Origin of the sequence: Micromonospora sp. NPDC049203 (assembly GCF_043197215.1) — a bacterium.
In the GTDB taxonomy this organism is placed as follows: domain Bacteria; phylum Actinomycetota; class Actinomycetes; order Mycobacteriales; family Micromonosporaceae; genus Micromonospora.
Genome location: NZ_JBICSV010000015.1, coordinates 66,234 through 92,612, shown reverse-complemented (window position 1 = coordinate 92,612; position 26,379 = coordinate 66,234). Strand labels below are relative to the sequence as shown.

23 protein-coding genes and 1 riboswitch are annotated in these 26,379 nt (G+C 73.9%); of the genes, 14 read left to right on the top strand and 9 right to left on the bottom strand.

Annotated elements, in window-relative coordinates:
* Window positions 1-188 precede the first annotated feature (188 nt).
* Window positions 189-833 (bottom strand): transglycosylase family protein, encoded by a 645-nt coding sequence (locus tag ACGFIA_RS27515; RefSeq protein WP_357480053.1) that lies wholly within the window; start codon window positions 831-833, stop codon window positions 189-191.
* A riboswitch (cyclic di-AMP (ydaO/yuaA leader) is annotated at window positions 832-977 on the bottom strand. (Overlaps the previous gene by 2 nt.)
* 165 nt (window positions 978-1,142) lie before the next feature.
* Here ACGFIA_RS27515 and ACGFIA_RS27510 point away from each other — a divergent pair.
* The gene (locus ACGFIA_RS27510) at window positions 1,143-2,696 is read left to right on the top strand and encodes an LLM class flavin-dependent oxidoreductase (protein ID WP_357480050.1); all 1,554 of its coding nucleotides are present in this window, start codon (window positions 1,143-1,145) and stop codon (window positions 2,694-2,696) included.
* Window positions 2,697-2,748: 52 nt separating this feature from the next.
* On the opposite strand, the gene htpG is transcribed toward ACGFIA_RS27510, so the two are convergent.
* Complete coding sequence (gene htpG / locus ACGFIA_RS27505; protein WP_393262840.1) at window positions 2,749-4,641, bottom strand: molecular chaperone HtpG; 1,893 nt, start codon at window positions 4,639-4,641, stop codon at window positions 2,749-2,751.
* Between the two features lie 134 nt (window positions 4,642-4,775).
* On the opposite strand from htpG, the gene ACGFIA_RS27500 reads away from it, so the two are divergent.
* The 9 genes from ACGFIA_RS27500 (at window position 4,776) to ACGFIA_RS27460 (ending at window position 12,215) form a co-directional block, all read left to right on the top strand.
* Complete coding sequence (locus ACGFIA_RS27500; protein ID WP_393262838.1) at window positions 4,776-5,504, top strand: FadR/GntR family transcriptional regulator; 729 nt, start codon at window positions 4,776-4,778, stop codon at window positions 5,502-5,504.
* Window positions 5,501-6,328, top strand: a complete 828-nt coding sequence (locus ACGFIA_RS27495; protein ID WP_357388705.1) for a sterol desaturase family protein — start codon at window positions 5,501-5,503, stop codon at window positions 6,326-6,328. Before ACGFIA_RS27500 ends, ACGFIA_RS27495 begins: the two co-directional genes overlap by 4 nt.
* Entirely contained in the window at window positions 6,325-6,999 is a 675-nt protein-coding gene (locus tag ACGFIA_RS27490) for a lysoplasmalogenase (RefSeq protein WP_393262835.1), read from the top strand. Before ACGFIA_RS27495 ends, ACGFIA_RS27490 begins: the two co-directional genes overlap by 4 nt.
* Complete coding sequence (gene smpB / locus ACGFIA_RS27485) at window positions 6,972-7,463, top strand: SsrA-binding protein SmpB (protein ID WP_013286513.1); 492 nt, start codon at window positions 6,972-6,974, stop codon at window positions 7,461-7,463. The genes ACGFIA_RS27490 and smpB overlap by 28 nt, the downstream gene beginning before the upstream one ends.
* 42 nt (window positions 7,464-7,505) lie before the next feature.
* Window positions 7,506-8,054, top strand: a complete 549-nt coding sequence (locus tag ACGFIA_RS27480; protein ID WP_393262832.1) for a DinB family protein — start codon at window positions 7,506-7,508, stop codon at window positions 8,052-8,054.
* Between the two features lie 47 nt (window positions 8,055-8,101).
* The gene (locus tag ACGFIA_RS27475) at window positions 8,102-8,677 is read left to right on the top strand and encodes a helix-turn-helix domain-containing protein (protein WP_357388711.1); all 576 of its coding nucleotides are present in this window, start codon (window positions 8,102-8,104) and stop codon (window positions 8,675-8,677) included.
* Window positions 8,674-9,954, top strand: a complete 1,281-nt coding sequence (locus ACGFIA_RS27470; protein ID WP_393262829.1) for an MFS transporter — start codon at window positions 8,674-8,676, stop codon at window positions 9,952-9,954. Before ACGFIA_RS27475 ends, ACGFIA_RS27470 begins: the two co-directional genes overlap by 4 nt.
* A 115-nt stretch (window positions 9,955-10,069) precedes the next feature.
* The gene (locus tag ACGFIA_RS27465) at window positions 10,070-11,305 is read left to right on the top strand and encodes a ricin-type beta-trefoil lectin domain protein (protein WP_357388715.1); all 1,236 of its coding nucleotides are present in this window, start codon (window positions 10,070-10,072) and stop codon (window positions 11,303-11,305) included.
* Between the two features lie 262 nt (window positions 11,306-11,567).
* Window positions 11,568-12,215, top strand: coding sequence for a GNAT family N-acetyltransferase (locus ACGFIA_RS27460; RefSeq protein ID WP_357388717.1), 648 nt, complete (start codon window positions 11,568-11,570; stop codon window positions 12,213-12,215).
* Window positions 12,216-12,284: 69 nt separating this feature from the next.
* Here ACGFIA_RS27460 and ACGFIA_RS27455 read toward each other — a convergent pair whose 3' ends face one another.
* Window positions 12,285-18,059 carry a TIR domain-containing protein gene (locus tag ACGFIA_RS27455; protein WP_357480039.1) on the bottom strand — a complete coding sequence of 1,925 codons (5,775 nt, stop codon included), beginning with the start codon at window positions 18,057-18,059 and terminating at the stop codon, window positions 12,285-12,287.
* Between the two features lie 108 nt (window positions 18,060-18,167).
* Here ACGFIA_RS27455 and ACGFIA_RS27450 point away from each other — a divergent pair, with 108 nt between their 5' ends.
* The 3 genes from ACGFIA_RS27450 to ACGFIA_RS27440 are packed head-to-tail and all read left to right on the top strand — an operon-like array spanning window position 18,168 to window position 20,690.
* Window positions 18,168-19,400 carry an SLC13 family permease gene (locus tag ACGFIA_RS27450; RefSeq protein WP_357471408.1) on the top strand — a complete coding sequence of 411 codons (1,233 nt, stop codon included), beginning with the start codon at window positions 18,168-18,170 and terminating at the stop codon, window positions 19,398-19,400.
* Window positions 19,401-19,410: 10 nt separating this feature from the next.
* On the top strand, window positions 19,411-19,734 hold the full coding sequence (locus ACGFIA_RS27445) for a nuclear transport factor 2 family protein (protein WP_073828537.1): 324 nt from the start codon (window positions 19,411-19,413) through the stop codon (window positions 19,732-19,734).
* A gap of 56 nt (window positions 19,735-19,790) precedes the next feature.
* Entirely contained in the window at window positions 19,791-20,690 is a 900-nt protein-coding gene (locus tag ACGFIA_RS27440; RefSeq protein ID WP_357471405.1) for a GNAT family N-acetyltransferase, read from the top strand.
* 12 nt (window positions 20,691-20,702) lie between these two features.
* Here the strand turns inward: ACGFIA_RS27440 and sigJ are convergent, their stop codons facing one another.
* A complete protein-coding gene (gene sigJ, locus ACGFIA_RS27435) occupies window positions 20,703-21,569 on the bottom strand; it encodes an RNA polymerase sigma factor SigJ (RefSeq protein ID WP_357471559.1) in 867 nt (288 codons plus the stop codon).
* Window positions 21,570-21,709: 140 nt separating this feature from the next.
* Here sigJ and ACGFIA_RS27430 point away from each other — a divergent pair, with 140 nt between their 5' ends.
* Window positions 21,710-22,480, top strand: a complete 771-nt coding sequence (locus ACGFIA_RS27430; protein ID WP_357471402.1) for an SDR family oxidoreductase — start codon at window positions 21,710-21,712, stop codon at window positions 22,478-22,480.
* 16 nt (window positions 22,481-22,496) lie between these two features.
* Here ACGFIA_RS27430 and ACGFIA_RS27425 read toward each other — a convergent pair whose 3' ends face one another.
* Genes ACGFIA_RS27425 through ACGFIA_RS27405 form a run of 5 tightly spaced genes read right to left on the bottom strand, consistent with a single transcriptional unit; the run spans window position 22,497 to window position 26,334 of the window.
* Window positions 22,497-22,907: a VOC family protein gene (locus ACGFIA_RS27425; protein WP_073828533.1), complete on the bottom strand. Its 411-nt coding sequence runs from the start codon at window positions 22,905-22,907 to the stop codon at window positions 22,497-22,499.
* Window positions 22,908-22,932: 25 nt separating this feature from the next.
* A complete protein-coding gene (locus ACGFIA_RS27420; RefSeq protein ID WP_357471397.1) occupies window positions 22,933-23,835 on the bottom strand; it encodes an inositol monophosphatase family protein in 903 nt (300 codons plus the stop codon).
* Window positions 23,836-23,850: 15 nt separating this feature from the next.
* Entirely contained in the window at window positions 23,851-24,504 is a 654-nt protein-coding gene (locus ACGFIA_RS27415; RefSeq protein WP_073828531.1) for a hypothetical protein, read from the bottom strand.
* Window positions 24,501-25,502 carry a hypothetical protein gene (locus ACGFIA_RS27410; protein ID WP_357388735.1) on the bottom strand — a complete coding sequence of 334 codons (1,002 nt, stop codon included), beginning with the start codon at window positions 25,500-25,502 and terminating at the stop codon, window positions 24,501-24,503. The genes ACGFIA_RS27415 and ACGFIA_RS27410 overlap by 4 nt, the downstream gene beginning before the upstream one ends.
* Window positions 25,503-25,557: 55 nt before the next feature.
* Window positions 25,558-26,334 (bottom strand): class I SAM-dependent methyltransferase, encoded by a 777-nt coding sequence (locus tag ACGFIA_RS27405; protein WP_357388737.1) that lies wholly within the window; start codon window positions 26,332-26,334, stop codon window positions 25,558-25,560.
* Window positions 26,335-26,379: the final 45 nt, after the last annotated feature.

Sequence of the window (26,379 nt, the reverse complement as noted above, 5' to 3'; positions counted from 1 at the left end):
CCGCCCGGCGTCGTCGCCCTGCCCGGAGCCGCCCGTCCGTCCGGAGCCGCCCGTCCGTCCGGAGCTGTCGGCGCGGCCGCTGGCGTCCGGCCGGGGGGGGGGGGGGGGGGGGGGGGGGGGGGGGGGGGGGGGCGGGGGGCGCGGCCCGGGGGGCGGCCCCCCCCCCCCCCCCCCCCCCCCGAGACCGGTCAGCGCAGACGCAGCCGCTGACCGGGGAAGATCAGCCCCGGGTCGTCGCCCACCACCGCGCGGTTGCGCTCGTGCAGGGCACGCCAGCCGCCGTCCACGCGCTGCGCCACGGCGATCTCCGACAGCGTGTCCCCCGGCCGGACCAGGTACGTCCCCGTGCCGGTCCTGGGCTGTGGCGCGACGAGGGTGGTGGCCCGCTCCGGCGCGGCCCTCTTCGTGGCCGGTCGCCGCGGCGCGGCCTTCTTCGCGCCTGACCGCTTCTCGGCCGCAGCCGGCCCGGAACTCTTCTTCGCCGAGCCGCCCTTCTTGCCGCAGACCGGCCAGGCGCCGATGCCCTGCCCGCGCAGCACCGTCTCCGCGACGGCGATCTGCTCGGACCGGCTGGCCAGGTCGGCGCGGGCGGCGTACTTCTGGCCGCCGTAGCCGTTCCAGGTGGCACGGGAGAACTGGAGCCCGCCGTAGTAGCCGTTGCCGGTGTTGATCTTCCAGTTGCCGCCCGACTCGCAGCGTGCGACGGCGTCCCAGTTGACGCCCGCGCTGGCCGGAGCGGCCGAGCCGAACAGGGTCGCGGCGCCGAGGGCGGCGCCGGCCATCACCGCTCCGAGAGCGGTACGGCGGCTTCGGGCTGAGTATTCGGTTGCCATGTGGATTCCTCCACGCCGACGAGGTGAGCTGTCGGGTTCGGGCCGAGGAGCCCGGCCGCCGGTGGCGGCTTCACCCCGAGGTGACGATGCACCGTGGAACGTGTGGTTCCCCCGCTCCCGCACGAGGTTCGGTGACCGCGGCCGGCGGCGGGATTTGGCGTTTCCGGCCCGCGGTGTCCGCTACTGCGAACGAAACCGACGCTAGGAGCGCTTTGCGCCGATCGTCCACTTCTTGTGATGCCCTTCACCCGGCCGGGCGACCGGGCGCTACCGTGGCAGGGCTGGGCAAGATCACGGGAGGCGGGACGGATGACCGATCACGGACACGAGCTGACCTTCGGCGGCTTCCTCACCCCCGCCGCCGCGCAGCCGGACCAGGTGGTGGCGCTGGCCCGGCTCTGCGAGCAGGTCGGACTGGACCTGGTCACCTTCCAGGACCACCCGTACCAGCCGGGTTTCCTGGACACCTGGACGCTGATGTCCTACGTGGCCGCCGCCACCGAACGCGTCCGCCTGGCCGGAAACGTCCTCAACCTGCCGTTGCGCCAGCCGGTGGTGCTGGCGCGCAGCGTCGCCAGCCTGGACCTGCTCACCGGCGGCCGGGTCGAGCTGGGGCTCGGGGCGGGCGCCTTCTGGGACGCGATCGAGGCAACGGGCGGGCGGCGCCTGTCCCCCGGCGCGGCCGTCGACGCCCTCGACGAGGCGATCCGGGTGATCCGCGAGGTCTGGGACACCGACCACCGCGGCATGATCCGTCTCGACGGCGAGCACTACCGGGTGGTCGGCGCCAAGCGCGGCCCGGCGCCCGCCCACCCGGTGGGCATCTGGGTCGGCGCGTACAAGCCGCGCATGCTGCGCCTGGTGGGCCGCGCCGCGGACGGCTGGCTGCCGTCGCTGTCGTACCTGCCGAAGGGTCCCGACGAGTTGCCCGCCCTGAACGCGCTGGTGGACGAGGGCGCCCGGGCCGCCGGACGCGACCCGGCCGCGATCCGCCGCATGCTCAACGTGACAGGCACGTTCGCCCGCTCGTCGGCCGGTTTCCTGGCCGGGCCGCCGGAACAGTGGGTCGAGGAACTGGCCGGGCTCACGCTGGAGCACGGCATCACCACGTTCATCCTCGGCAGCGACGAGCCGCGCGCGATCCAGATCTTCGGCCAGGAGGTCGCGCCCGCCGTGCGCGAGCTGGTCGCCGCCGAGCGCACCCCGCCCGAGCCCCGCGCGGCCACCGGGCAACAGGCCGCCGGCGCGCCCAGCACGCTCGGGGTCACGCCCACCCCGGACCCGGGGGTACGCCTGAGCGCGCGCCGCCCCTGGGACGAGTCCACTCGCCCGAGCGCCCCGCCGCCGCCGGCCGGGCACGTCTACCCGCCCCGGGGACAGGCCGCTGGGCAGCACCTGGTGGACGTGCACGACCACCTGCGCCAGGAGCTGGCCCAGGTGCGCGACCTGCTGGAACAGGTCAAGCGGGGCACTGTCTCGCCGGGCCGGGCGCGGGCCGCGCTGAACGAGATGACCATGCGGCAGAACAACTGGACGCTCGGGGCGTACTGCGCGGCGTACTGCACCATGGTCACCCAGCACCACGGGCTTGAGGACGCCTCGATCTTCCCGCACCTGCGCCGCTCCGAGACCGGGCTGGCCGCCGTGCTGGACCGCCTCGAGGAGGAACACGTGGTGATCCACGGCGTGGTGGAGAGCGTCGACCGCGCGCTCGTGGAGCTGGTCCGCCGGCCCGGCGACTTCACCCAGCTCCAGGAGGCGGTGGACCTGCTCACCGACACGCTGCTGTCGCACCTGTCGTACGAGGAGCACCAGATCGTCGAGCCGCTGGCCCGGCACGGGTTCTTCCCCGGCCAGTTGTGAGGCGGGGCCCCTTCTTGTCGCCCGCGCGACGAGAAGGGGCCCCGCCTCACCGCTACAGGCCGCGGGCCAGGCGGTCGGCCAGGATCCGGGTGAACCGGGCCGGGTCGGCCAGCTCGCCGCCCTCGGCCAGCAGCGCCATGCCGTACAGCAGCTCGGCGGTCTCGGTCAGCGCGGCCGGGTCGCCGCCCTCCCCGTGCGCCTTGCGCAGCCCGGTGACCAGCGGGTGGGCCGGGTTCAGCTCCAGGATCCGCTTGACCTGGGGCACCTCCTGGCCCATGGCCCGGTACATCTTCTCCAGCGTCGGCGTCATGTCGTGCGCGTCGCCCACGACGCAGGCCGGTGAGGTGGTCAGCCGGGTGGACAGGCGCACCTCCTTGACGCTGTCGGCGAGCGCGCCGCCGAGGAAGGTGAGCAGGTCGGCGTACTCCTGCCGTTCCGCCTCGGCCTTCTCCTTCTCCTCCTCGGTCTCCAGGTCCACCTGGCCCTTGGCGACCGAGCGCAGCGTCTTGCCGTCGTACGCGCCGACCCGCTCGACCCACACCTCGTCCACCGGGTCGGTGAGGATCAGCACCTCGTAGCCCTTGGCGCGGAACGCCTCCAGGTGCGGCGAGTTCTCGATGGTGGTCCGGTTCTCGCCGGTGGCGTAGTAGATCTCGGTCTGGCCGTCGCGCATCCGCTCCACGTACGCGCGCAGCGTGGTCGGCTCGGCCGGGTCGTGGGTGCTGGCGGCGCGCACCAGCTCCAGCAGCGTCTCGGTGTTGTCCGGGTCCTCCAGCAGACCCTCCTTGACCACCGGCCCGAACTCGGTCCAGAACGTGCGGTACGACTCGGCGGACATGTCCTTGAGCGTGGCGAGGACCTTCTTGACCAGCCGGCGGCGCACCGCGCGGATCTGCCGGTCCTGCTGGAGGATCTCCCGCGAGATGTTCAGCGACAGGTCGTGCGCGTCCACCACGCCCTTGACGAAGCGCAGGTAGTTGGGCATCAGCGCGTCGCAGTCGTCCATGATGAACACGCGCTTGACGTAGAGCTGCACGCCGCGGCGGCCCTGCGGGGAGAACAGGTCGAGCGGGGCGTGCGAGGGCAGGAACAGCAGCGCCTCGTACTCGAAGGTGCCCTCGCCGCGCATGTGGATGGTCTCCAGCGGGTCGGCCCAGTCGTGCGCGACGTGCCGGTAGAACTCCTTGTACTCGGCCTCGTCGACCTCGTCCCGCGAGCGCGCCCAGAGCGCCTTCATCGAGTTGAGCGTCTGCTCCTCGCGAGTGGTCGCGCCGTCCTCGCCCGGCTTGTCGACAGTCATCCGGATCGGCCAGGAGATGAAGTCGGAGTACCGCTTGACGATCTCGCGGATCGTCCACTCGGCCGTGTAGTCGTGCAGGTTGTCCTCGGTGTCGACGGGCTTGAGGTGCAGCGTGACCGAGGTGCCCTGGGGCGCCTCCTCGACCTCCTCGATCGAGTAGGTGCCCTCGCCGGTGGACTCCCAGCGGGTGCCGCCGGCCTGCCCGGCGCGGCGGGTCAGCAGCGTCACCCTGTCGGCCACCATGAACGTGGCGTAGAAGCCGACACCGAACTGGCCGATCAGCTCCTGGGAGGCGGCGGCGTCAGCGGACTCGCGCAGCTTGCGCAGCAGTTCGGCGGTGCCGGACTTGGCGATGGTGCCGATCAGGCCGACCACCTCGTCGCGGGTCATGCCGATGCCGTTGTCCCGCACGGTGAGCGTACGGGCGTCCTTGTCGACCTCGATCTCGATGTGCAGGTCGGCGGTGTCGGCCGACAGCTCCTTGTCGACAAGCGACTCCAGCCGCAGCTTGTCCAGCGCGTCGGACGCGTTCGAGATCAGTTCGCGCAGGAAGACGTCCTTGTTCGAGTAGATCGAGTGCACCATCAGCTGCAACAGCTGACGGGCCTCGGCCTGGAACTCCAACGTCTCGACCCGGTCGCTCACACCGACTCCCTTCCACTCTGGCGGCCTACGGCGGAAAGGATACGAGGGGTGACCGGGACGGCACGCACCGGCCACCGGAAATAACTGGTACAACCAGTTGACGGGTTGATGTGTCCGGGGCCACACTGCTGCGCATGACCTTCGATCCCGCGCCTCGTGTCTCGGTCTCCGACCACGTCTTCGGCCGGATTCGTGACGCGATCGTGTCCGGCGGCTACGCGCCGGGCGAGACGCTGCCCGGTGAGCGGGAACTGGCCGGTGCGTTCGCCGTCAACCGGCACGCGGTCCGGGAGGCGCTGCGCCGCCTGCAACAGCTCGGCCTGGTCCGGGTCAGCCAGGGCGGCGCGACGAGGGTGCTCGACTGGCGGGTGCACGCCGGGCTGGACCTGGCGCTGTCCCTCGCGCGCTCCGGTGACGTACTCCCGGTCGAGACGCTGGTGCGCGACATGCTGGAGATGCGGGCCTGCGTCGGGATCGACGCGGCCCGGCTCTGCGCCGAGCGCGCGGACGCGGCGGTGGTCGCCGCCGTGGTGCGGGCCGCCGAGGAGTACGGCGACCTCGCCCCCGACCTGGACCTGATGAACGAGGCGAACATCGCCGTCTGGCGGCTGATCGTGCGCGGCAGCGGCAACACCGCCTACCAGCTCGCGTTCAACAGCCTGGTGGCCGGCACGTTCGCGGTCGGCGACGTCCCCCCGGACGCCCGCGCGGCCGAACTGCTCGACGTCGCCGGGCACCGCCGTCTCGCCGCGGCCGTCGCCTCCGGTCAGGGCACGGCGGCGGCCCGCCACGCCCGGGCGCTGCTGACCGCGCCGGTCACCACCCCCACCACCCCCACCCCCGGAAGGGAAGCGCGCGCATGATCCCCGCCGTGCTGTACGCCGTGCCGGCGTTCCTGCTCCTGATCGTGATCGAGGCGGTCTCCTACCGCTTCCTGCCCGACGACGACGAACGCGGCTACGAGCTGCGCGACACCACCACCAGCCTGTCCATGGGGCTGGGCAGCCAGATCATCGGCTTCCCGTGGAAGCTGCTCACCGTCGGCCTGTTCGCGGCGCTGTGGACCGTGGCGCCGGTGCAGCTGTCCCCGGGCGACTGGTGGACCTGGGTGATCCTGTTCTTCGCCGACGACCTGGCCTACTACTGGTTCCACCGCTCCCACCACGAGGTACGCGTGCTCTGGGCCAGCCACGTCGTGCACCACTCCAGCGTCTACTACAACCTGTCGACGGCGTTGCGACAGAGCTGGACGCCGATGACCTCGCTGCCGTTCTGGCTGCCGCTGGCGCTGCTCGGCATCCCACCGTGGATGATCTTCCTGCAGCAGTCGATCAGCCTGCTCTACCAGTTCTTCCTGCACACCGAGAGGGTCAACGTGCTACCCCGGCCGATTGAGTGGATCTTCAACACGCCGTCGCACCACCGGGTGCACCACGGCTCGAACACCGAGTACCTGGACCGCAACTACGGCGGCATCCTGATCGTCTGGGACCGGCTGTTCGGCAGCTTCGAGCCCGAGCGCGCCACCGTGCGCTACGGGCTGACCCGGAACATCGGCACCTACAACCCGCTGCGGGTGGCAACACACGAGTTCGCCGCCATCTGGTCCGACGTACGCCGGGCCGACTGCTGGCGGCACCGCCTCGGCTACCTGTTCGGCCGTCCCGGCTGGCAGCCCGCCCGATGAGGCGCTCCTGGCTGCTGCCCCTGTTCGGGCTGGTCGCCGCCGTCGAGCTGACCGGCGTCGCGCTCGACTCGACACCGCTCCAGTGGCTGGCCAAGCCGCTGCTGGCGCCGGTGCTGCTGGCGTACCTCCTGGCGCACCGGCGCCGCATCGACGCGGTGGCGGTGGGCCTGGTCGCCGCCACCGCGGGCGACGTCGCCCTGCTCCTGCGGGGCGACACCGCGTTCCTGGCCGGCATGGGCTTCTTCCTGGTCACCCAGATCGCGTTCATCACCGCCTTCGTGCGGTACCGGCGGGCCCGGGCCGTGGCGTGGGCCGGCTACCTGCTCGCCTGGGCGGGCGCGAACGCGCTGCTCTGGGGCATGCTCGGGCCACTGCGGCTGCCGGTGCTCGGTTACAGCCTGGCGCTGTGCCTGATGGCCGCCGCCGCGACCGGGGTGTCCGCCCGGGTCGCCGTGGGCGGGGCGCTCTTCCTCGTCTCCGACCTGTTCATCGGCGTGGGCGCGGCCGGGATCGAGCTGCCCGGGCGGGGCCTGCTGGTGATGATCACCTACTGTGCCGCGCTGCTGCTGATCACCACCGGCTGGGTGGCCGCGACGCGCCCGGCGACCGGCCCGCAGCCGCCGCCGACCGGTACCCTGCTCGCGTGGCCAGGGAGAACGGGCGCAAGCTGATCGCCTCGAACAAGAAGGCACGGCACGACTACGACATCCTCAAGACGTACGAGGCGGGCATCGTGCTGGCCGGCACGGAGGTGAAGTCGCTGCGCGAGGGGCGGGTGTCGCTGGTCGACGCGTTCGCCCAGGAGCGCGACGGCGAGATCATGCTGTACGGCCTGCACATCGCCGAGTACGGCTTCGGCACCTGGACCAACCACGCGCCCCGGCGCACCCGCAAACTGTTGCTGCACCGGGTGGAGATCGCCCGGATCCTGGAGAAGCTGCGCGACGGCGGCATCACACTGGTGCCGCTGTCGATGTACTTCGCGGACGGCTGGGCCAAGGTGGAGCTGGGCCTCGCGCGGGGCCGCCGGTCGTACGACAAGCGCCAGGCGCTTGCCGAGCGGGACGCCAAGCGGGAGATCGCCCGGGAGATGGGCCGCCGGCTCAAGGGCCGGACGGCGGCGCGGCGGGGCTGAGCGCGCCGCTTTCTGTCCCAGGGCGGTGGCACCCTGAGGCGCATGAGCGATCTGACCTGGAACCCGCTGCTCCGCGACCAGCTCACCTGGCACTGGACCCACCAGTTGCGCGACCGCCTCGCCGGGCTGACCGACGACGAATATCTCTGGGAGCCGGTCCCCGGCTGCTGGAGCGTGCGCCCGCGCGGCGACGGCGGCACCCCGGCGATCGACTTCGCGATGCCGCAGCCCGATCCGCCGCCGTTCACCACCATCGCCTGGCGGCTCGCCCACGTCATCGTCGGCGTCCTCGCCATGCGCAACGCGTCGCACTTCGGCCGCGCGCCGACCGACTACGGCGCGTTCCCCTACTCCCCGACCGCCGTCGGCGCGCTGGCGCAGCTCGACGAGGAGTACGCCGCCTGGACGGCGGGGGTCGAGGCGCTCGGCGAGGAGGGCCTGGCCCGCCCCTGCGGCCCGGCGGAGGGGCCGTTCGCCGACGTGCCGATGGCCACGCTGGTGCTGCACATCAACCGGGAGATGATCCACCACCTGTCCGAGGCGTGCCTGCTGCGCGACCTGTACCGCCACACCCCGGAGGCATCACGATAAATACAAGACATCTTGTACATCATGTCTTGTCGGTCTAGCCTGGCGGCATGACCGACGGAACCGGCAACCGGCGCGTGAGCGACCCGCGAGCCATGCGGGCACTGGCCCACCCCACCCGGCTGCGACTGCTCGGCGAGCTGCGCCTGCGCGGCCCGCAGACGGTCGGCATGCTGAGCGAGCGCACCGGCGAGGCCGTCGGCTCGGTCAGCTACCACGTCGGCAAGCTGGCCGAGCACGGCTTCGTCACCGGGGCGCCCGAGCTGGCCCGGGACCGGCGCGAGCGGTGGTGGCGGGCCGCGCACGCCACCACCGACTGGGATCCCCTCGAACTGCTCGACGACCCGGAGCGCCACCTCGCCGGCAACCTGCTGCGCCAGGCCGCCATGCAACGCTACGCGGACCGCTACCAGGCGTACCTGGACGCCGAGGCGAGCCTCGACCCGGCCTGGGTACGCGGCACCACCAGCAGCGACATGGTGCTACGCCTGACGCCGGAGGAACTGGTCGAGCTGCGCGACGAGCTGTCGGCGCTGGGCCGGCGCTGGCAGGAGCGCGGCGCACCCGGCCGGCCCGGCGCCGAGATGGTCACGCTGATCTGGCAGGCCTACCGGGGGCCGCAGTGACCCGCGACCGCCGGCCCCTGGCCGGACTGCTGATCGGGCACGCCGTCTCGCTGACCGGCAACGTGCTCACGCTCATCGCGCTGCCGCTCTACGTGCTGGCCGAGACCGGCTCACCGGCCGCCACCGGGCTGGCCGGCGCGTTCGCCACCGCGCCGGTGGTGCTCGGCGGCGCGTTCGGCGGGGTGCTCGTCGACCGGATCGGCTACCGGCGCTCCAGCGTGCTCGCCGACGTGGTCTCCGGCGCGACCATCGCCGCCGTACCCCTGTTGCACGCCACGGTCGGCCTGCCGTTCCCGGCGCTGCTGGCCCTGGTCTTCGTCAGCGGCCTGCTGGACACGCCGGGGCAGACGGCGCGCACCGCGCTGCTGCCGGAGGCCGCGGCGGCGGCGGGGGTGCCGATCGAGCGGGCCGCCGGGTGGGAGGACGCGACCTCGCGCGGCGCCCGGATGATCGGCGCACCCGTGGCCGGCCTGCTGGTCGGGCTGTTCGGGGCGGTGCCGGTGCTGGCGCTGGACGCCGTGACGTTCGCCGTGTCGGCGCTCGTGGTGACGCTGCTGGTGCCGCGTGGCCTGCGGCCGTCCGACGACGGGAGCGAGCCGGAGACCGGCGGCTACTGGCGGCAGTTCGCCGCCGGGCTGCGCTTCCTGGTCCGCGAGCCGCTGCTGCGCGCCATGGTCCTGCTGGTGCTGGTGACGAACCTGTTCGACGCGGCGAAGAGCAACGTGCTGCTGCCGGTGGTCGCCGAACGGGAACTCGGCGGGCCGGCCGCGTTCGGCCTGCTGGTGGGCGTCATGGGCGGCGGGGCGCTGGTCGGCTCGCTGGTGTTCAGCGGGATCGGGCACCGGCTGCCGCGCCGGGCCACGTTCGTCACCGCGTACGTGCTGTGCGGTGCCCCGCCACTGTGGGCGCTCGCCGCCGCGCCGCCGCTGCCGGTGGTGGCCGCCGTGGTGGCGGTGGCCGGGCTGGCCGCCGGCGCGCTCAATCCGCTGATGGGCGCGGTCCAGTTGGAGCGGGTGCCACCGGCCATGCGGGCCCGGGTGTACGGCGTGATCGGCGCGGGCGCATGGGCGGCCATGCCGGCCGGCGCGGTCGGCGCGGGATTCGCCGCGGACCGGTTCGGCCCGACGTCCACGCTCGTCGTGATGGGCGCCTGCTACCTGCTGGTCGTGCTCACTCCGCTGCTGGGCGGCCCGTGGCGGGACATGCGCCGGCCCACCGTGGTGCGGCAGCGCGAGCCCGAGCCGACGCCGGAGCCCCAGCGGGAAGCGCTCTCTTGACATCGACCGACTTCGTTCATACCTTCATCGAAGTCTATCTGTATGGTTTGTTAACCGTTGGGCGGGGCCGGCCGCCGCGACGGTGACGGCCACCATCCCCCGCAGGAGGCGCCCCGTGCGCACCATCCGTACCCTCGCCGCACTGGCGGCGACGGCGGTCGGCCTCACCGCCGCCCTCGCCCTCGTCCCCCACTCCCCCGCGATCGCCGCCCCCGGCGCGGTCACCTGGTCCGACGACTTCAACGGCCCGGCCGGCGCCGCCCCCGACGCGAGCAAGTGGCGCTACGACATCGGTGGCGGCGGCTGGGGCAACAACGAGCTGCAGTACTACACCAACAGCACCCGCAACGCCGCGCTGGACGGCAACGGCAACCTGGTCATCACCGCCCGCAGGGAGAACCCCGGCGGCTACAACTGCTGGTACGGCAACTGCCAGTACACCTCGGCCCGGCTGCTCACGAACGGCACGTTCGCCCAGGCGTACGGGCGGTTCGAGGCGCGCATCAAGGTCCCCCGTGGACAGGGACTGTGGCCCGCGTTCTGGATGCTCGGCAACGACATCGGCACGAACCCGTGGCCCGGCAGCGGCGAGATCGACATCATGGAGAACGTCGGCTACGCCCCGTCGACCGTCTGGGGCACGCTGCACGGCCCCGGCTACTCCGGCGGCAGCGGCGTTGGCGCGTCCACCTCGCTACCCGGCGGCCAGGCGCTCGCCGATGCCTTCCACACCTTCGCCGTGGACTGGGCGCCGGACTCGATCACCTGGTACCTCGACGGCGTCGCGTACTCCCGCAAGACGCCCGCCGACATCGGCGGCAACCGCTGGGTCTTCGACCACCCGTTCTTCATGATCATGAACGTGGCGGTCGGCGGCAACTGGCCCGGCTCGCCGGACGGCGGCACCACGTTCCCGCAGACCATGACCGTCGACTACGTCCGGGTGCAGGCCTGGGACAACGGCGGCGGAGGCACCGGCGGGCAGATCGTCGGGTACGGCGACAAGTGCGTCGACGTGGCGAGCGCCAACACCGCGAACGGCACCCCGGTGCAGCTCTGGACCTGCAACGGCACCGCCGCCCAGCGCTGGACCTGGAACGCCGACGGCTCGGTACGCGCGCTCGGCAAGTGCCTCGACGTGGCCGCCGGGTCGACAGCGAGCGGCGCCAAGGTGCAGCTCTACGACTGCAACGGCACCGGCGCGCAGAAGTGGGTGTTCAGCGCGGCCGGCGACATCGTCAACCCGCAGGCCAACAAGTGCCTGGACGCCACCGGTCCCAGCTCGGCCGACGGCACCCGGCTGCAGATCTGGGACTGCACCGGCGCCCCCAACCAGAAGTGGCGCCGCTGACCGGTGCCCCGACCCGGGGCGGGCGGCACCCCGCCCGCCCCGGCGCCCCCGCCCCTCCCTCTCTCCCCGCGATCTTGCACTTTCGGCCCGAGCGGCGCCCCGAATGCCCCATTCACCCGGGCACAAACTGCAAGATCATCGAGGCTGGCTGGCCGGGGCTGTGGTTCGCTAATGGCGTTGCGTTTCTCGGGGCGGGCTGGGATACCGTGAGGTCCGTTTCGCTGCCGCGAGACCAGGTCATCGATCTCCTGGAAGCGCGATCATGGATGAAGTGACCGGCGCGCCGGCGTCGATGGGCGGGTTCACGCCGGAACCGATCCCGACCGCGCGGCTGAATCTGCTGCCGCTGAGTGTCGAGCATGCCGAGGAGATGGCCGCCGTCCTCGCCGACCCGGCGCTGCACACCTTCATCGGCGGCGAGCCCGCGTCCCCCGCGGCGTTGCGGGCCCGCTACGAACGGCTTGTCGCCGGCTCACCCGACCCGGCCGAGTCGTGGTGCAACTGGGTCATCCGGCTCCGGGACGGCGGCCGGCTGGCCGGCTTCGTCCAGGCCACGGTCACCGAGCCACACGGGACCGTGACGGACGCCGCCACGGCGGGCGCGCGGGCGGTAGGACACCGGCACCTCGACGAGGCGGCACCGGCCACCGCGGGACCGGTCGCGGAGATCGCCTGGGTGGTGGGAACGCAGTGGCAGGGGCGCGGGATCGCCACCGAGGCCGCCCGTGGGATGGCCGGCTGGCTGGGGCGGCGCGGTGTGCGTACCCTCGTGGCCCACATCCATCCCGACCACCGCGCGTCGGCCGCGGTGGCCACGGCCTGCGGCCTGGCCCCCACCGACGTGTGGCACGACGGCGAGATCCGCTGGACCGGACCTGCCGCCCCGCCTCCCCCGCCTGCCCCGAGTTGACCAAGGAGTTCGTGCCGGAGACGACGTCCGATCCGGACACGAACTCCTTGATCGACGGGGCGGGCGAGGTCAGAAGGGGGCGTCCACGGACAGGCGGCGGACCTGGGTCAGGTAGGGGTCCAGCTCGCCCACCTCGAAGCGGCACGTGCCGATCACGTGCCAGAACTGGCCGCCCGGGTCACCGTCCAGCTTGTACCGGCCGTCCGGGCTGACCGCCGCCCACCCGTCCGGCAGCCCGATGAGCGTGGTCCGCAGCTGGGCGTGCTCCGGGTCGGCGACGTCCCACAGCCGTACCGTGCCGTCGTCACCGGCGCTGGCGAGCAGGCTGCTGTCCGGGCTGAAGTGCACCGACCAGACGCGTCGGGTGTGCGCGGCCAGCGTGCCGTGCAGGCGGCCGGTGACCGGATCCCACAGCCGGATCACCAGGTCGTCGCCGGCGGTGGCGAGCAGGTTGCCGTCCGGGCTGAACGCGCAGGACCAGAGGCGGCCGTCGTGTTCGGTGAGCACCAGGCGCCGCTCGCCGGTGACCGCGTCCCAGACCACCGCCGTGCCGTCGTTGCCGGCGCTGGCGAGCAGCGTGCCCTCGCTGTTGAAGCCGACCGAGTAGACCCGGTCGGTGTGGTGTTCCAAGGTGAGCCGGCAGGTGGCGGTGGCGGCGTCCCAGAGCCGTACCGTCTGGTCGTCGCAGCCGGTGGCGATGGTCTCGCCGTCGGGGCTGAACGCGACGGTGCGCACGCGCCCCCGGTGCGGGGTGAGCGTGGCGAAGTGCCGGCCGGTACGGCGGTACCAGAGGCGTACGGTGTCGTCGTCGTTCGCGGTCGCGAGGGCGTCGCCGTCGGGGCTGAACGCGACCGCCCAGACGTGGTCGGTGTCCACGTTCAGTTCGCGCTCGTCGGCGCCGGTGTCGGTGTTCCACAGGTGCACGCCGCCGTCGCCGCTGGGGGTGGCCACCAGCGGCTCCTCGGGGCAGAACACGACAGACAGCAGCCGGTCGGCCGGGCTGGCGAGCTGCCGCAGCAGGCGGCCGGTACGCGGCTCCCAGAGCCGGATCACGCCGTCGTTGCCACAGGCGGCCAGCACCTCGCCGTCGTCGCGGAACGACAGCGCGGTGACCTTGCGGCCGTGCCCGCGCAGCGTGTGCTGAAGCTGCCCGGTACGCACGTCCCACAGCCGGGTGGTGCCGTCGTTGCTGCTGGTCGCCACCTGGTTCTGGTCCGGCCGCCAGACCACCGGCCAGACCGAGCCGCGGTGCCGGGTCAGCTCGTGCCGCACCTGACCGTCGTCGGTGTCCCAGAGCTGGATCGCGCCGTCGCTGGCGGCGGTGGCGAGCAGGCTGCCGTCGCCGTTGAACCGGACGCTGTAGATCGCGCCCCGCTGCCGCCCCAGCACCCGGACCGGCCGGCCCGTCTCGGTCTCCCAGAGCCGCAACGCGCCGTGTGTGTCGCCGGTGGCCATCAGCGTGCCGTCCGGGTTGATGTCCAGGGCGTACACGTCGGCCTCGTGGCCGCGCGGCGCGCGCAGCAACTCCCCGTCGGCGGCCCGGCGGATCCAGACCCGGCCGTGCTGCCCGACGGCGGCCAGCAGCCGGCCGTCCGGCGAGTGCACCACCCGGTAGACCACCTCGGGCTCCTGCACCTCGAACGCCAGCTTGCCGGTGGGGATGTCCCAGCCGCGGACGGTGCCGGCACTGTCGGCGACCACCACCCGCCGCCCGTCCGGGCTGAACGAGGTGCCCCAGATCGGCGCGGCGTGGCCGGGCCACTCGTGGCGCAGCCGGGCGCCGCGGGTGTCGTAGAGCCGCACCACGCCCGCCGCGTCGCCGACCACCAGGCGGCCCCGGCGGCCGTCGGTGAGCAGCGGCCACACCCAGCCGGCGAAGACGTCCTCGATGACGTGCCGCACGTCGCCGTGGTCGGCGTCCCACAGCCGTACGGTCAGGTCGGCCGAGCCGGTGACGAGCTGGTGGGAGGCGGCGTCGTAGCGGACCGCGTACACCCGGGACCGGTGTCCCTGGAGCGTGCGCACCGGCAGCCCGGTGGCGGTGTCGCAGAGCAGCACGCCGCCGTCGTCGCTACCGACCGCCAGCACCGCGCCGTCGGGGCTGTACGCCACCGGCACCGGCAGCCGGCCCACCTCGAAGCCGTAGCCGACGCCCACGGCGGGCGGGGCCAGGCCCGGCGCAACCGGCCGGCCCGGCGCGACGACAGCGCCGCGCAGCTCCGGGGCGCGCAGCAGCGCCGCGTCGGCGCTGACGTCGATCAGCGCGGTGCGGTGCCAGCTGCTGCCCGCGGCCCGGGCGCCGCGCAGGTCGGTACGGAACAGCCGCGCACCGGCCAGCTCCGCGTCACGCAGGTCCGCCCCGGCCAGGCGGGCCTGGTCCAGGCGGGCGCCCCGCAGGCGGGCGTGTTCCAGCCGCGCCTCGGTCAGGTTGGTGGCGACCAGCCGCGCGTCGGTCAGGTCGGCTCCGGTCAGGTCGGCTCCGGCGAGTTCGCGGTGCGACAGGTCCTCGCCACGCAGCACCGCGCCACGCAGGTCGGCCCGGTCGGGCAGGCGCAGCCGGGCGGACAGCCGCAGCGCGTTGGCGCGCAGCGTCTCCCCGGCCGACTCGTCGCCGAGCACCCGGGCGGTCCACGCGGTGCAGCGGGCCGGGTCGGCGAGGTCGCCGAGGAACTCCACGGCGAGCGCGGACAGCGACCGTACGGCGAGCGCGGCCGGTTCCTCGCCCCTGTTGATCTGCTCGGCCACGCCCTCGGCGACGAGCCACTCCATCACCGAGGTGTGGATGAACCCGAACAGGCCGTCGTCGGTGCGGACGAGCAGGCTGCCCGCGCCGACGGCGTGCGCCGCCTGCGGGCCGGACAGCCGCGAGTCGGCCCGCCCGGCGAGCTGACCGGTGGACTCGGCCAGCTCGGCCAGACGCAGGTAGGCCTCGCCGCTCTCCCACAGCTGGAACGCCAGCCGGCTCACCGCCTGCCACAGCTCGGGCCGGCGCAGGCTCACCGGGGCGCCCGGGATGCCCTGGGTACGGCGCTCCTCGAAGTCCAGCCAGGACTCCAGGATCTCCCGGTACAACGCGGCGGCGCTGAACGTGCCGCCCGCACCGGCCACCGCTGCCAGCCGACCCTCGTCGAGGTTGGCGATGAAGCCGAGCATGCGCGGGTTGCGGGAGAGCCCGAGCAGGTCCTTCACGCCGGCGAGCAGGTCCATCCGCTCGCGGGCGGCCCGCTCGTCGCCGCCGTACCGGTTGCGCAGGAACGCCTCGATCTGCCCGGGGGTGAAGTCCTCCACCGCCAGCACGCGCCGGTGCGGCAGCAGGCCGACCCGCTCGCCGAGCGCGGTCAGCACCTGCGAGTTGGTCTTGAAGTGCTGGGTACGGCTGCTCACCACGATCTTCGCGTTGCCCTCGGCCGCCTGGAGAAGCGTCTCCAGGTGGTCGGCCGCCCGGTCGTACGTCACCCGGGCGACCAGCTCGTCGAACCCGTCGAACAGCAGCACGATGCGGCCCTGGCGCAGCATGTAGCGGAACGCCTTGAGGTCGATCACCTGCTCGCCGTGGTTGGCCAGGTGCGCGGCGACCAGGCCGTCCACGGAGTGCGCCTTGTCCAGCGCGCGCAGCTCGACCAGGATCGGGATCAGGTCGGGCGCGGCGGTGGGCAGCCGGCGGGCCACCTCCCGCAGGGCGAACGTCTTGCCCCGGCCGAAGTCGCCCAGCACCAGCACGAACCGGCCGTCCGGCGCGGAGACGGTCTCCAGCAGCTCGTCCACCACGTCGTCGCGCACGCGCTGGTCGGCGCCGACCAGGTGGCGGTAGCGCTGCGGCACGTACTGCCCGGGCGGGTAGAGCCGGTCGGCCTGGAGCCGGGCGGTCTGCGCCGCGACGTACTCGCGCAGGTCGAGCAGGCCCTGGAACTCGGTCAGGTGCAGCACGCGTACGCCCCGGCGCTGCGCCTCCTCGGCCAGCCCGCGCGGCACCCGGTCGCCGTCGTAGACCAGTTCGGAGGCGATGTCCGGGTCGGTGGCGTGGACCCGGCGGGCGAAGGCGTCCAGGTCGGCGGCGGTGGGGGTGCCCACGTGCGCGCCGACGCGCTGCTGGCGGACCACCCCGTCGGAGCGGTAGCTGATGTAGAGGTGCGGCGGGTCGGTGTCGACGCGGCGTACCACCACCCGGTCGTAGCGCGCCTCGCAGACCTCGGCGAGCCGGTCGAGCAGCCGCCGCACCGGGGCGACCGGCGCGGCGGCGGCCGCCGCACCCTGGGTGGCCCCCTCGACGGCGACCGGGCGGCGCGGGTCGGGCACCTGGGCCGGACCGGACGCGCCGAAGGTGGCCTCGGCGCGCGGCCAGGACACCGCGGTGACAGTGCCGCCGTCGAGCCGGTCGTCGCGGCCGAGCACCCAGCGGGTCATCCCGTCGACGCCGAGCCGCAGCACCTGCGCCCGGCCGTCGCGGGGCGCGGCGGCCAGCGGCACCACCGGGTCGACCCGGGCCGACGGCGCGGCGTCGGAGAGCAGCAGGTTGAGCATCGGGCCGACCAGCCGGTTGACCGAGCCCCGGTCGCGCAGCGACACCGGGTCCGGCGGCACCTCGTCGGCGTACGGGCTGCGCGCGCCGGGGGCGTGCGCCATCGCGCCCAGCCGCAGCCAGCCGGACTGCTGGTAGTGGCGCAGCCGCTGGGCGAACCAGCTGGACTGCGCCTCGCCGAGGAAGCCGTACCGGTCCTCCTCACGGTGGGTGATGGCGATGGTGGAGTTCAGCCCGGCCACCACCACGCGCAGGTCGGGCACCGGGAACAGCGTCCAGGGCTGCTCGCTGTCGAAGATCCGGTCGTCGAGGCCCTGGTAGAGGTCGTCGAACAGGCGCGCGTAGTGCCGCCACTTCGGCCAGAACGGCGGTTGCGGGTCGACGTCGTCGGCCTCGCAGGTGGCGAAGTACGCGCGGCAGGCCGCCATCGTCACGTCGCGCGGGCCGGGGACCACCACGAGGCGGTGCGGCTCCAGCCCGAGCAGCACCCGCAGGCCGGTGAGGAAGCTCAGCGCGTCGGAGAACTCGCGCGGGCTGCCCGACTCGGTGAGGTTGCCCGCGACGACGAGCAGGTCCGGCCGGGGCACGCCGTCGTTCATCAGCAGCGTGAGGTCCCCCATCAGGTGTTCCTGCACCTCGCCCGGGGTGACCGGCGCACCGGGCGTGATCACGCCCCGGCCGAACCGCGGCCCGGCGACCTGGAGCACCGTCACTGTGTCCCGGGCCGTCGGCGGGGCCGTCGCGGCGGGCGGGAACGGCGGCGGGTTGATCGGGGTACGCCGGGCGCGGCGGGGTGCCGGCGCTCCGGTGGCGGGCGCGGCGAGCACCCCGTGCGGGTCGGCCGGGTGGTGCGGGAACGCCGGCTGCCGCATCGGCTTGGCCCGGCCGTCCAGCGCCTCCCGGATGCGGTCGAGCACCCGGTTGCGGGCCTGCGCCGGGTCGTCCACACCGACCAGGTCCACATAGGTGATGGTGGCGAGCAGGCCGTCGATCGGGCAGTCCTCGACGCGTACCGTGACGAGCTTGTTGCCGGTGCCGTCCGGGTCGGCGCGCAGCGCGGCCTGCCACTCCAGCTTGCCGTAGGTGGAGTGCAGGTAGCGTTCGGACAGCACCGCCACCACCACCTCGGCCTCGCGGACGCCGCGGTCCATGAAGTCGATGAAGTTGGTGCCGGCGACGAAGTCCCACGCCTGCAGCAGCGTGCGGTAGCCGGCGGCCTCGAACTCCCACGCCAGCCACGTCGCCCAGCGTTCGTCGGCCGGCGAGTAGCTGATGAAGAAATCGATGGGGCGGTCGGTCCGGGTGGGGTGCGCGCCTACAACCACATGGTCATTATGACCACCGACGGTCAACGGATCGACACCGTCGGCAGCTCGGATCGTGGCCGCGTCGGGCTCCTCCGCCCGCGCCGGCGTGTGCGAGGATCATCCCTCGTGGAGACCCCCGGCGATCCGCCGAACGCCGTGCCCGACCGCTCCCGCTGGGGCCGCCTGCACGTGCTGGACTGGATCGCGATCGGGCTGGCCGTGCTCGGGGTGGTGTGCGTGCTCACCGGGCTGCTGCCCCGCGCCGACGCCGAGGGCACGATGCGGCGGGTCGTCCCCATCCTGATCTTCCTCGGCACGGTGGTGGTGCTGGCCGAGCTCACCGCCGTGGCCGGGGTGTTCGACGCGCTCGCGACCCGGGTGGCGGTCACCGCGCGGGGCAGTTTCCGGGCGCTGTTCTGGCTCTGCGTCGGCTTCGCCTCGGTGACCACCATCGCGCTCAACCTGGACACCACGGCGGTGCTGCTCACGCCGGTGATGATCGCGCTGGCGCGGGCGCTGAACGTGCCGCCGACACCGCTGGCCATGACCACCGTGTGGCTGGCCAACACGGCGAGCCTGCTGCTGCCGGTGTCCAACCTGACGAACATCCTGGCCAGTGACCGGGTCGATCTGGCCCCGGTGCCGTGGGCGGCCCGGATGTGGTGGCCGCAACTGGTCGCTGTCGCGGTGACCGCGCTGCTGCTGTGGCGGTGGTACTGGCGTCCGGCGCGCGCCGGGGCCGACCCGTTCGTCCCGCCGCGGCCGTACGTGCCGCCGGACCGCGTGCTCTACCGCACCGCGCTCGCCGCCTGCCTGCTGTTCGTCGCCGGGATCCTCGCCGGGGTGGAGATCGGCGTCGCCTCCGGGGTGGCCGCCGCGATCCTGGTCGCGGGCTTCGCGGTCCGGGCCCGGCACCGGCTGCGGCTCGCGCTGGTGCCGTGGCGGCTGCTGGTGTTCGTGACCGGGTTGTTCCTGGTCGTGCAGACCATCGGGCGGCACGGTCTGGACACGGTGATGGGCACGCTGATCGGCACCGACCCGGGCGCGGAGGGGGCGCTGCGGGCGGGCGCGGTCGGCGCGCTGTTCAGCAACGCGGTGAACAACCTGCCCGCGTACCTGGCCGGCGAGGCGGTGATCGCCGTCGACCGGCACACCCAGTTGCTGGCACTGCTGATCGGCACGAACGTGGGCCCGCTGGCCACACCGTGGGCGTCGCTGGCCACCCTGATCTGGTACGAGCGCTGCCGTGCCGCCGGGGTGGCCGTGCCGCTGGGCCGGTTCGTGGCGACCAGCGCCGTGCTCGCCGTGCTGGCCACCGCCGCCACCGTCACGGCGCTTCTTGTCGGTCCCGGCGCCTAGCATCGCGCCCATGAGCAACCCGCCCGAGATCGTCCGCCGCTACTTCGCGCTCGCCGGCCAGGCCGACAAGGAGCCCTACCTCGCGCTGTTCGCCGACGACGCGGTGGTCGAGGACGAGGGCCGCACCCACCGCGGGATCGCGGAGATCCGCGCCTGGCGCAGCGGCACGCCGCTGGTGTCGTACGAAATCACCGACGTCGAGCAGACGCCGGCCGGCACGGTGGTGACGGCGACGATCAGCGGCGACTTCCCCGGCAGCCCGTTCGCCGGGCTGCGGTTCCGGTTCGAGGAGTACGACGACACCCACATCCGCCGGCTGCGCATCGCCCCCTGAGCAGGGGGCGGGAAAACCGCTACGACCCGGCCGAGGGCAGTGACTACGGTGCCCGCATGACCGCCGCGCCCACCCTGCACTTCTGCACCGACCCGGACGAGTTCCTCGCCGCCGCCGAGGCGTACCTTGCCGCCGACCCGGTGATCAACACCGTCGTCGCCAGCGTCACGCGCCGGATGGCGGCCCGCCGCGCCGAGGGCGTCGCGCTGCCCGAGGACGACTGGTGGCTGGTGGTGCGCGACGGCTCCGGGGCGGTGGTGGGCGCCGCGATGCGTACCGCGCCGTTCCCGCCGCGGCCGGCGTTCCTGCTGCCGATGCCGCCGGAGGCCGCCGTGGCGCTGGCGCGGGCGTGGCACCGGCGCGGCGAACGGATCCGCGCGGTCAACGGCGCGCTGCCCGCCGCGCGCGCCTGCGCCGACGAGGTCGCACGCCTCGACGGCGGCCGGGTCGAGGTCGGCCAGCACACCCGGCTGCACGTGCTGGACCAGTTGGCGCCACCGGCCCCGGTGCCCGGCGCGCTGCGGGCCGCCGGGCCCGACGAGGTCGACCTGGTCGCCGCGTGGTTCGGCGCGTTCACGGCCGACGCCGACGAGCAGGCGGGCCGCCCGCCCGGCACCAGCGCACACGAGACGCCCGACCGCGCCGAGTTGCTGCGCCGCATCCGGGACGGGCGGGTCTGGTTCTGGACCGACGGGTCGGGCGTCCCGGTGCACCTGACCGCCGCCAACCCGCCGTCGTTCGGCGTGGCCCGGATCGGGCCGGTCTACACGCCACCCGAGCAGCGTGGGCGCGGCTGGGCCGGCAACGCGGTAGCCGAGGTGTGCCGGCTGCTCACGGCCGAGGGCGCGCGCGTGTGCCTGTTCACCGACCAGGCCAACCCGGTGTCGAACCGGCTCTATGCCGGGCTGGGTTTCCGGCCGGTGGTCGACATGGCCAACCTGGTTCTGGTCGACTGAGACGGCTCCGGGTCAGCCGGCGAGACCGAGCGCGGCCAGCCGGCGCGGGTCGGCGATCACGTCCACGGCGGCGATCCGCCCGCCGGTGACGGTGAACGCCATCACCGACAGCGGACGGTCCCCGGCGCTCACCAGCACCCCGGCGGCGCCGTTGACCAGCACCGGCCGGGCGTGCGGGAACAGCCGCCCGAACGTGGTGGCCTGCGCCGCCACAGTCGTCGCGCCGGTGAGCACGACCGTGTGGCGGGCGCGGGCGGTCCCCGCGTCGGAACGCAGCACCACGTCCGGGTGCAGCACCGCGATCAGCGCGTCGAGGTCGCCGTCGCGGGCGGCGGCGAGGAAGGCGTCGACCACCGCCCGCTGCCGGGTCAGGTCGGGGTCGGGGGTGGGCGCCTGTCCGCGTACCCGGCGGCGGGCCCGGCTGGCGAGCTGCCGGGCCGCTGCCGGTGAGCGGTCGACGAGCGGGCCGATCTCGTCGAACGGCACGCCGAACATGTCGTGCAGCACGAACGCGAGCCGCTCGGCCGGGCTCAGCGTGTCCAGCACCACGAGCAGCGCCAGCCCCACCGAGTCGGCGAGGACCGCGGCGTGCGCCGGGTCGTCGGCGCCGGTGTCCACCACCGGGTCGGGCAGGCGGACGTCGAGGGAGTCCTCCCGTCGGGCGACGCGGGACCGCAGCGTGTTCAGGCTGACCCGGGCGACCACTGTGGTCAGCCAGGCGTCCAGGTTGTCCACGGTGGCCGGGTCGGTACGGGCCAGCCGCAGCCAGGTCTCCTGCACCGCGTCCTCGGCGTCGGTGAGCGAGCCGAGCAGCCGGTACGCCACGGCGCGCAGCCGCGGCCGCTCCCGTTCGAACCGCTCCGCCAGCCCGTGCCCCATCACCTGAGCCTCCCTCTCCCGCACGTCGTCTCGACCCGCCACGACCGGCCGACGTGACCGGAAGTGACCGCCGTCACATCTGTCACGTCGGCAGGCCGGCGCGGGTCGACATGGCAGCACAGGCGACGGAAGGCGAGACGATGAACCCACAGATCCTGGTCACCGGCGGCACCGGCACGATCGGCCGGCACGTCGTACCGCTGCTGCGCGCCGCCGGGCACCCGGTGCGGGTGCTCAGCCGGCGCGGCGGACAGTCCGGCGACGGCGTCACCCACGTGCGCGCCGACCTGCTCGGCGGCGCGGACCTCGATGACGCCCTACGCGGGGTGTCAACCGTGCTGCACCTGGCCGGCGGCGCGAAGGGCGATGACCGCGCCACCGCCCACCTGGCCCGCGCCGCGCACCGGGCCGGTGTGGCGCACCTGGTGCACATCTCGGTAACCGGCGCGGACCGGGTGCCGCTGGCCTGGATCCGGTCCAAGCTCGACGCCGAGCGCGCGGTGACGGACTCCGGCGTCCCGTGGACGGTGCTGCGCGCCGCGCAGGCGCACGACCTGGTGCTGACCATGCTGACGGCGATGACCCGGCTGCCGGTGACGCCGGTGCCGGGCGGGCTGCGGCTGGAGCCGGTCGACGCCGCCGAGGTCGCGGCGCGGCTGGCCGAGCTGACGCTGGGCGCGCCCGCCGGGCTGGTGCCGGATCTGGCCGGGCCGCACACGTACGGGATCGGTGAGCTGCTGACCGGCTACCTGGCGGCCACCGGGAAGCGCCGTGCGCGACTGCCGGTCCGAATCCCCGGGCGGGCCGGCAGGGCGTACCGCCAGGGCGCGAACCTGGCCCGGCCGGGCGCCGCGAGAGGCGTGCGGACCTGGGCGGACTTCCTGGCCGCCCGGACGCCGTCAAGGCCCTGACCCGCCGCGACGCCCGTCAGGCGTCGGCGGAGCGCGACGCCGGACGGAACTGCTCGAACATCACCTCGTAGCCGTCCGGGTCGAGCCCGTAGAAGATCCGCGCCCAGCCCACGTCCTCGGGTTCGAGCGTGACCGGCAGCCCTTCGTCGCACCACAGCGCGTACGTGGCGTCCAGGTCCGCGGTGGGCACGGTGAGCACGACACCGAGCCCCGGCGGCCCGGCCTTGACGTCGCGTTCCCGCTGCGCGTTGTGGTGGCCGTGGCGGTGCAGGTCGGACAGGATCAGCCAGGTGTGACCGAAGGTCAGGTAGCGCAGGTTCGTCTGCTCGGCGTTCGGGATCTCCTTGAAGCCAAGTCGCCGGTAGAGCCGGTGGGAGCGGTCCAGGTCGCGGACCCGGAGCCCGAGCTTGAGCTGTCTGGCGGCCATCCGGCCGAGGCTAGCGGATCGCGCCTCACCAGCCGACCGAGCCGAGGCCGACGGGGGTGAGGCGACGCACCTGCGGCTCGATCCACTGTGCCGCCGTGACCAGTTTGACCAGCCGGTCGATGGTCTCCGGTGGCCCGGCCACGAAGCTGCGCCGGTCGGGCGGACAGCCGTACCTGTCGTCGAAGGTGCCGCCGTCGAGGGCGCGTACCGCCATGCCGGCCTCGGCGGCGAGCAGCATCCCGGCCGGCAGGTCGACCGCCTCGGGGCGGTAGCCGACGATGCCGTCGATGTCGCCCCGGGCCAGCATCACCCAGGACAGCAGCGGCGCCCACAGTTGCAGCACCCGGCGGGCGCTGGTGTCCAGCACCACCTTCAGCGCCCGGGCGGTGCTGTCGTCCCGGCGTACCTCGTGCCCCTGGGTCCAGGCCAGCACGGGCGCGGACGGCACCGGGCGGTGCGCGGCGCGCAGCGGCCGCGCGGCCGGGCCGGACGCGTGCACGAACGCGCCCCGGCCGCGCACCGCCGACCAGGTACGGCCGGCGACCGGGTCGTGCACCACGCCGAGCACCGGCGAGCCGTTGTCGCACAGGGCGATCCCGACCACGTACGCGGGCAGCCCGATCGCCACGTTGTTTGTGCCGTCGAGCGGGTCGACGAGCCACGCCCAGGTGGTGTCCGGGGCGTACTCGCCGCCCTCCTCGGCGATCACGCCGTGCTCCGGCCAGCGGGCCCGGATCCGGTCGACGATGAGCCGTTCGGCGGCCAGGTCGAGGTCTGTGACCAGGTCACCGGTGTCGTTCTTGGCCCGGGCGTGCACCTCCCCCCGGGTGCCCCGGCGCAGCAGCCGGCCCGCCGCCTGGGCGGCCTCCACCGCGAACCGGTGCGCCTCGCGCAGGTCGGGCCCGCCTCTGCTCGGCTCCACGTCCATGGCTCCTCCAGCCAGTCAGCCCCGTGCCACAAGTCGCGCGATCGCCCGCGCCATCCGCGCGGTCTCGGCCGCGTCGCATCGGTCCCGGCGTACCCGGTGGCTGTGCCCGTCCACCGCGCCGAGGCTCAGGTCGCACGTGCCGGGAGTGGTCCGGCCGAGCGCCACTGTCACCGCCGGTTCACCGGCGTCGACCTCCGAGGTGTGGAAGCCGCCGGCGCGCAGCGCGTACGAGTCGCCGGCCGAGTGCGTCTCCACAGTGGCGGTCATCGCGGTGACCAGCCGGTCGGTGGCGGCCATCTCGTCCACCTCGCCGAGGCTGCGCACTTCGTAGACCCGCCAGGACGGGTCGGCGGGCGCGTCGTCGACCTCGATCAGCTCGTTGCGGACGGTGCCGTGCAGCACGTGGCTGAGCAGGTCCCAGCTGTGCGAGTGCATGGTGGAGGTGGTCGGGCGCACCTGTGGCGGGTCGGCGGGCCAGGCGTGCACGCAGACACCGTCGGGGCCGTCGCGTTCGACCGGCAGGCAGGTGAAGCCGAGCGGGTGCCGGACCGCGCGCAGCGGGCGCCGCCCCTCGGCGACGTCGTCGAGCACGTCCAGCACCCAGCCGCGTAGGAGCTCCGGCCGGGTGCCCCGGTCGATCTCCCGTTCGAGGTCGGTGTAACTGGTCATGAGTAGGGGTTCCTCGCCTGGACGGCTTTGCCGATGATGTCGGCCACCTCGCGGTCGCCGAAGGAGCGGGGCAGCGTGAGGCCGAGCGCGGCGAACAACCGCCGTACCTGCTCGACCGACGGCTCGTCGTCGAGCTTGACCTGGGCCGCGGCCTCGATCGGCACGCGCCGGCTCTGCCGGCGGCTGTAGTCCAGCTCGATGTTGAAGCGGTTGTAGTAGACCTCGCCGCGGTCGATGCGCAGCGCGGGCGTCTGCGGGTTCTCCTGGGTGATGACGACGCAGGAGGAGGAGAGGTCGTAGCGGAACGTGGTCATCTGCGCGGAGAGCCGGACGTCGACGGTGAGCAGGCCGGAGCGTTGCAGGTGCCAGCAGGCGGCCAGCACCGTCGCGTAGGACTCCTTGCGGGTGCGGTCGACGGTCCACGGCTCGCCCGGCGCGTCCGGGTCGAGGCTGCGCCGGAACCGCGCGTACCGCTCGCAGACCTCCTCGTCGGTCGGGTCGATGATCTCGATCGCGACGGTGAGCGTGGCGTTGCGCCGCCGGGCGTGTTCCAGGCAGTCCGGCAGCGTGACCGCGCGCAGGAAGGTGCCGGTGCCGCCCTTGAAGCTCCACTGGTCGGTGTGCCGCCGCGCGTCGGCGAGCGCCTGCCCGACCTCGCTGCCGTGAAGAACCCGCACCATGGACACGCTGTCGATGGCCTCGCGGGCCCGGTTCAGCGCGCCTTCCGGGCCGGTGATCTCCTGCATCTGCGGCACCAGGTCGGTCAGCCGGTCGCGGGTGTCCGAGATGACCTGGCGGACCTCCCGCTCGGTGGTGCGCCGGCGCAGCCGGTCGCGCAGCATCGCCTGTGCGAGCAGACCCAGGACCAGCAGGATCGCGCTGTTCACCAGATCCTGGCTGACCGTGTTGGTGAGGCCGAGCACGGACACCGTGAGCGCCAGCACCAGGCCGATGAACGCGTCGAGATTGGTCACGACCCAGGCGAGCAGGCGCGTCATGACATCCCCCGGTCGACGACGGAACCTCCATGATAGCCCGCTGTCAATGTCGCCATCACACCCTGTTTCGGGCCGGTGACGCCCCGCCCTGCCGGCGGGCGGCGCAGATCAGGGAGCCGCCGAGCCCGGGCGCGGCGCGGGCCAGCCGGCGCGAGGCCACCCACCGCCCGCCGGGCAGCCGCCAGCCGACCTCGTTGGAACGCAGCGCCACCGGTGTGAATCCGGCCCGGCGCAGGGCGCGGCGCAGCAGCGAGGCGGTGAACGGACGGATGTGCAGCCACAGGTACGGGTGTAGCGGGTCGATCTGGCGTGGCGCCCGGCCGGCCAGGAACGCCAGCCGGTCCTGCACCGGCGCCAGGTTCGGGGTGGTGAGCACCAGCAGGCCACCGGGTGCCAGCACCCGGTGACACTCCCGCAGCAGCGCCAGCGGGTCGTACACGTGCTCGATCAGCTCCCCGGCGAGCAGCCCGGCGAAGCTGCCCGCCCGGAACGGCAGGCCCCGGGTGGCGTCCAGGCAGACCGGCAGCGCCCGCCCGCCGGCCGCCGCGCGGGCCGTGCCCAGCGCCGTCTCGGCCGCGTCGGCGAGCACCACCGGGCCGGGCAGCGTGGCCGGGTCGAGCATGCCGCGTGGCCCGCAGCCCAGCTCCAGCACCGGCCCGCGCCCGGTCACCCCCTCGGCGAGCAGCCGGGCCGCGACCGCGCGGCGCACCCTGTGGTACGGGTCGTCGACGTACCCGTCGACCTCGGCGCCGTCGTGGTAGCGGCGGTTGTTGGCGTGCCTGCCGTGCGCCTGCGCGCGGTGCGACGACGTCCCGGTCGGCGGCTCGGCCATCACCCCTCCACAGCGGACGCCGGCCCCGTCGGCGACGTCCGCCCC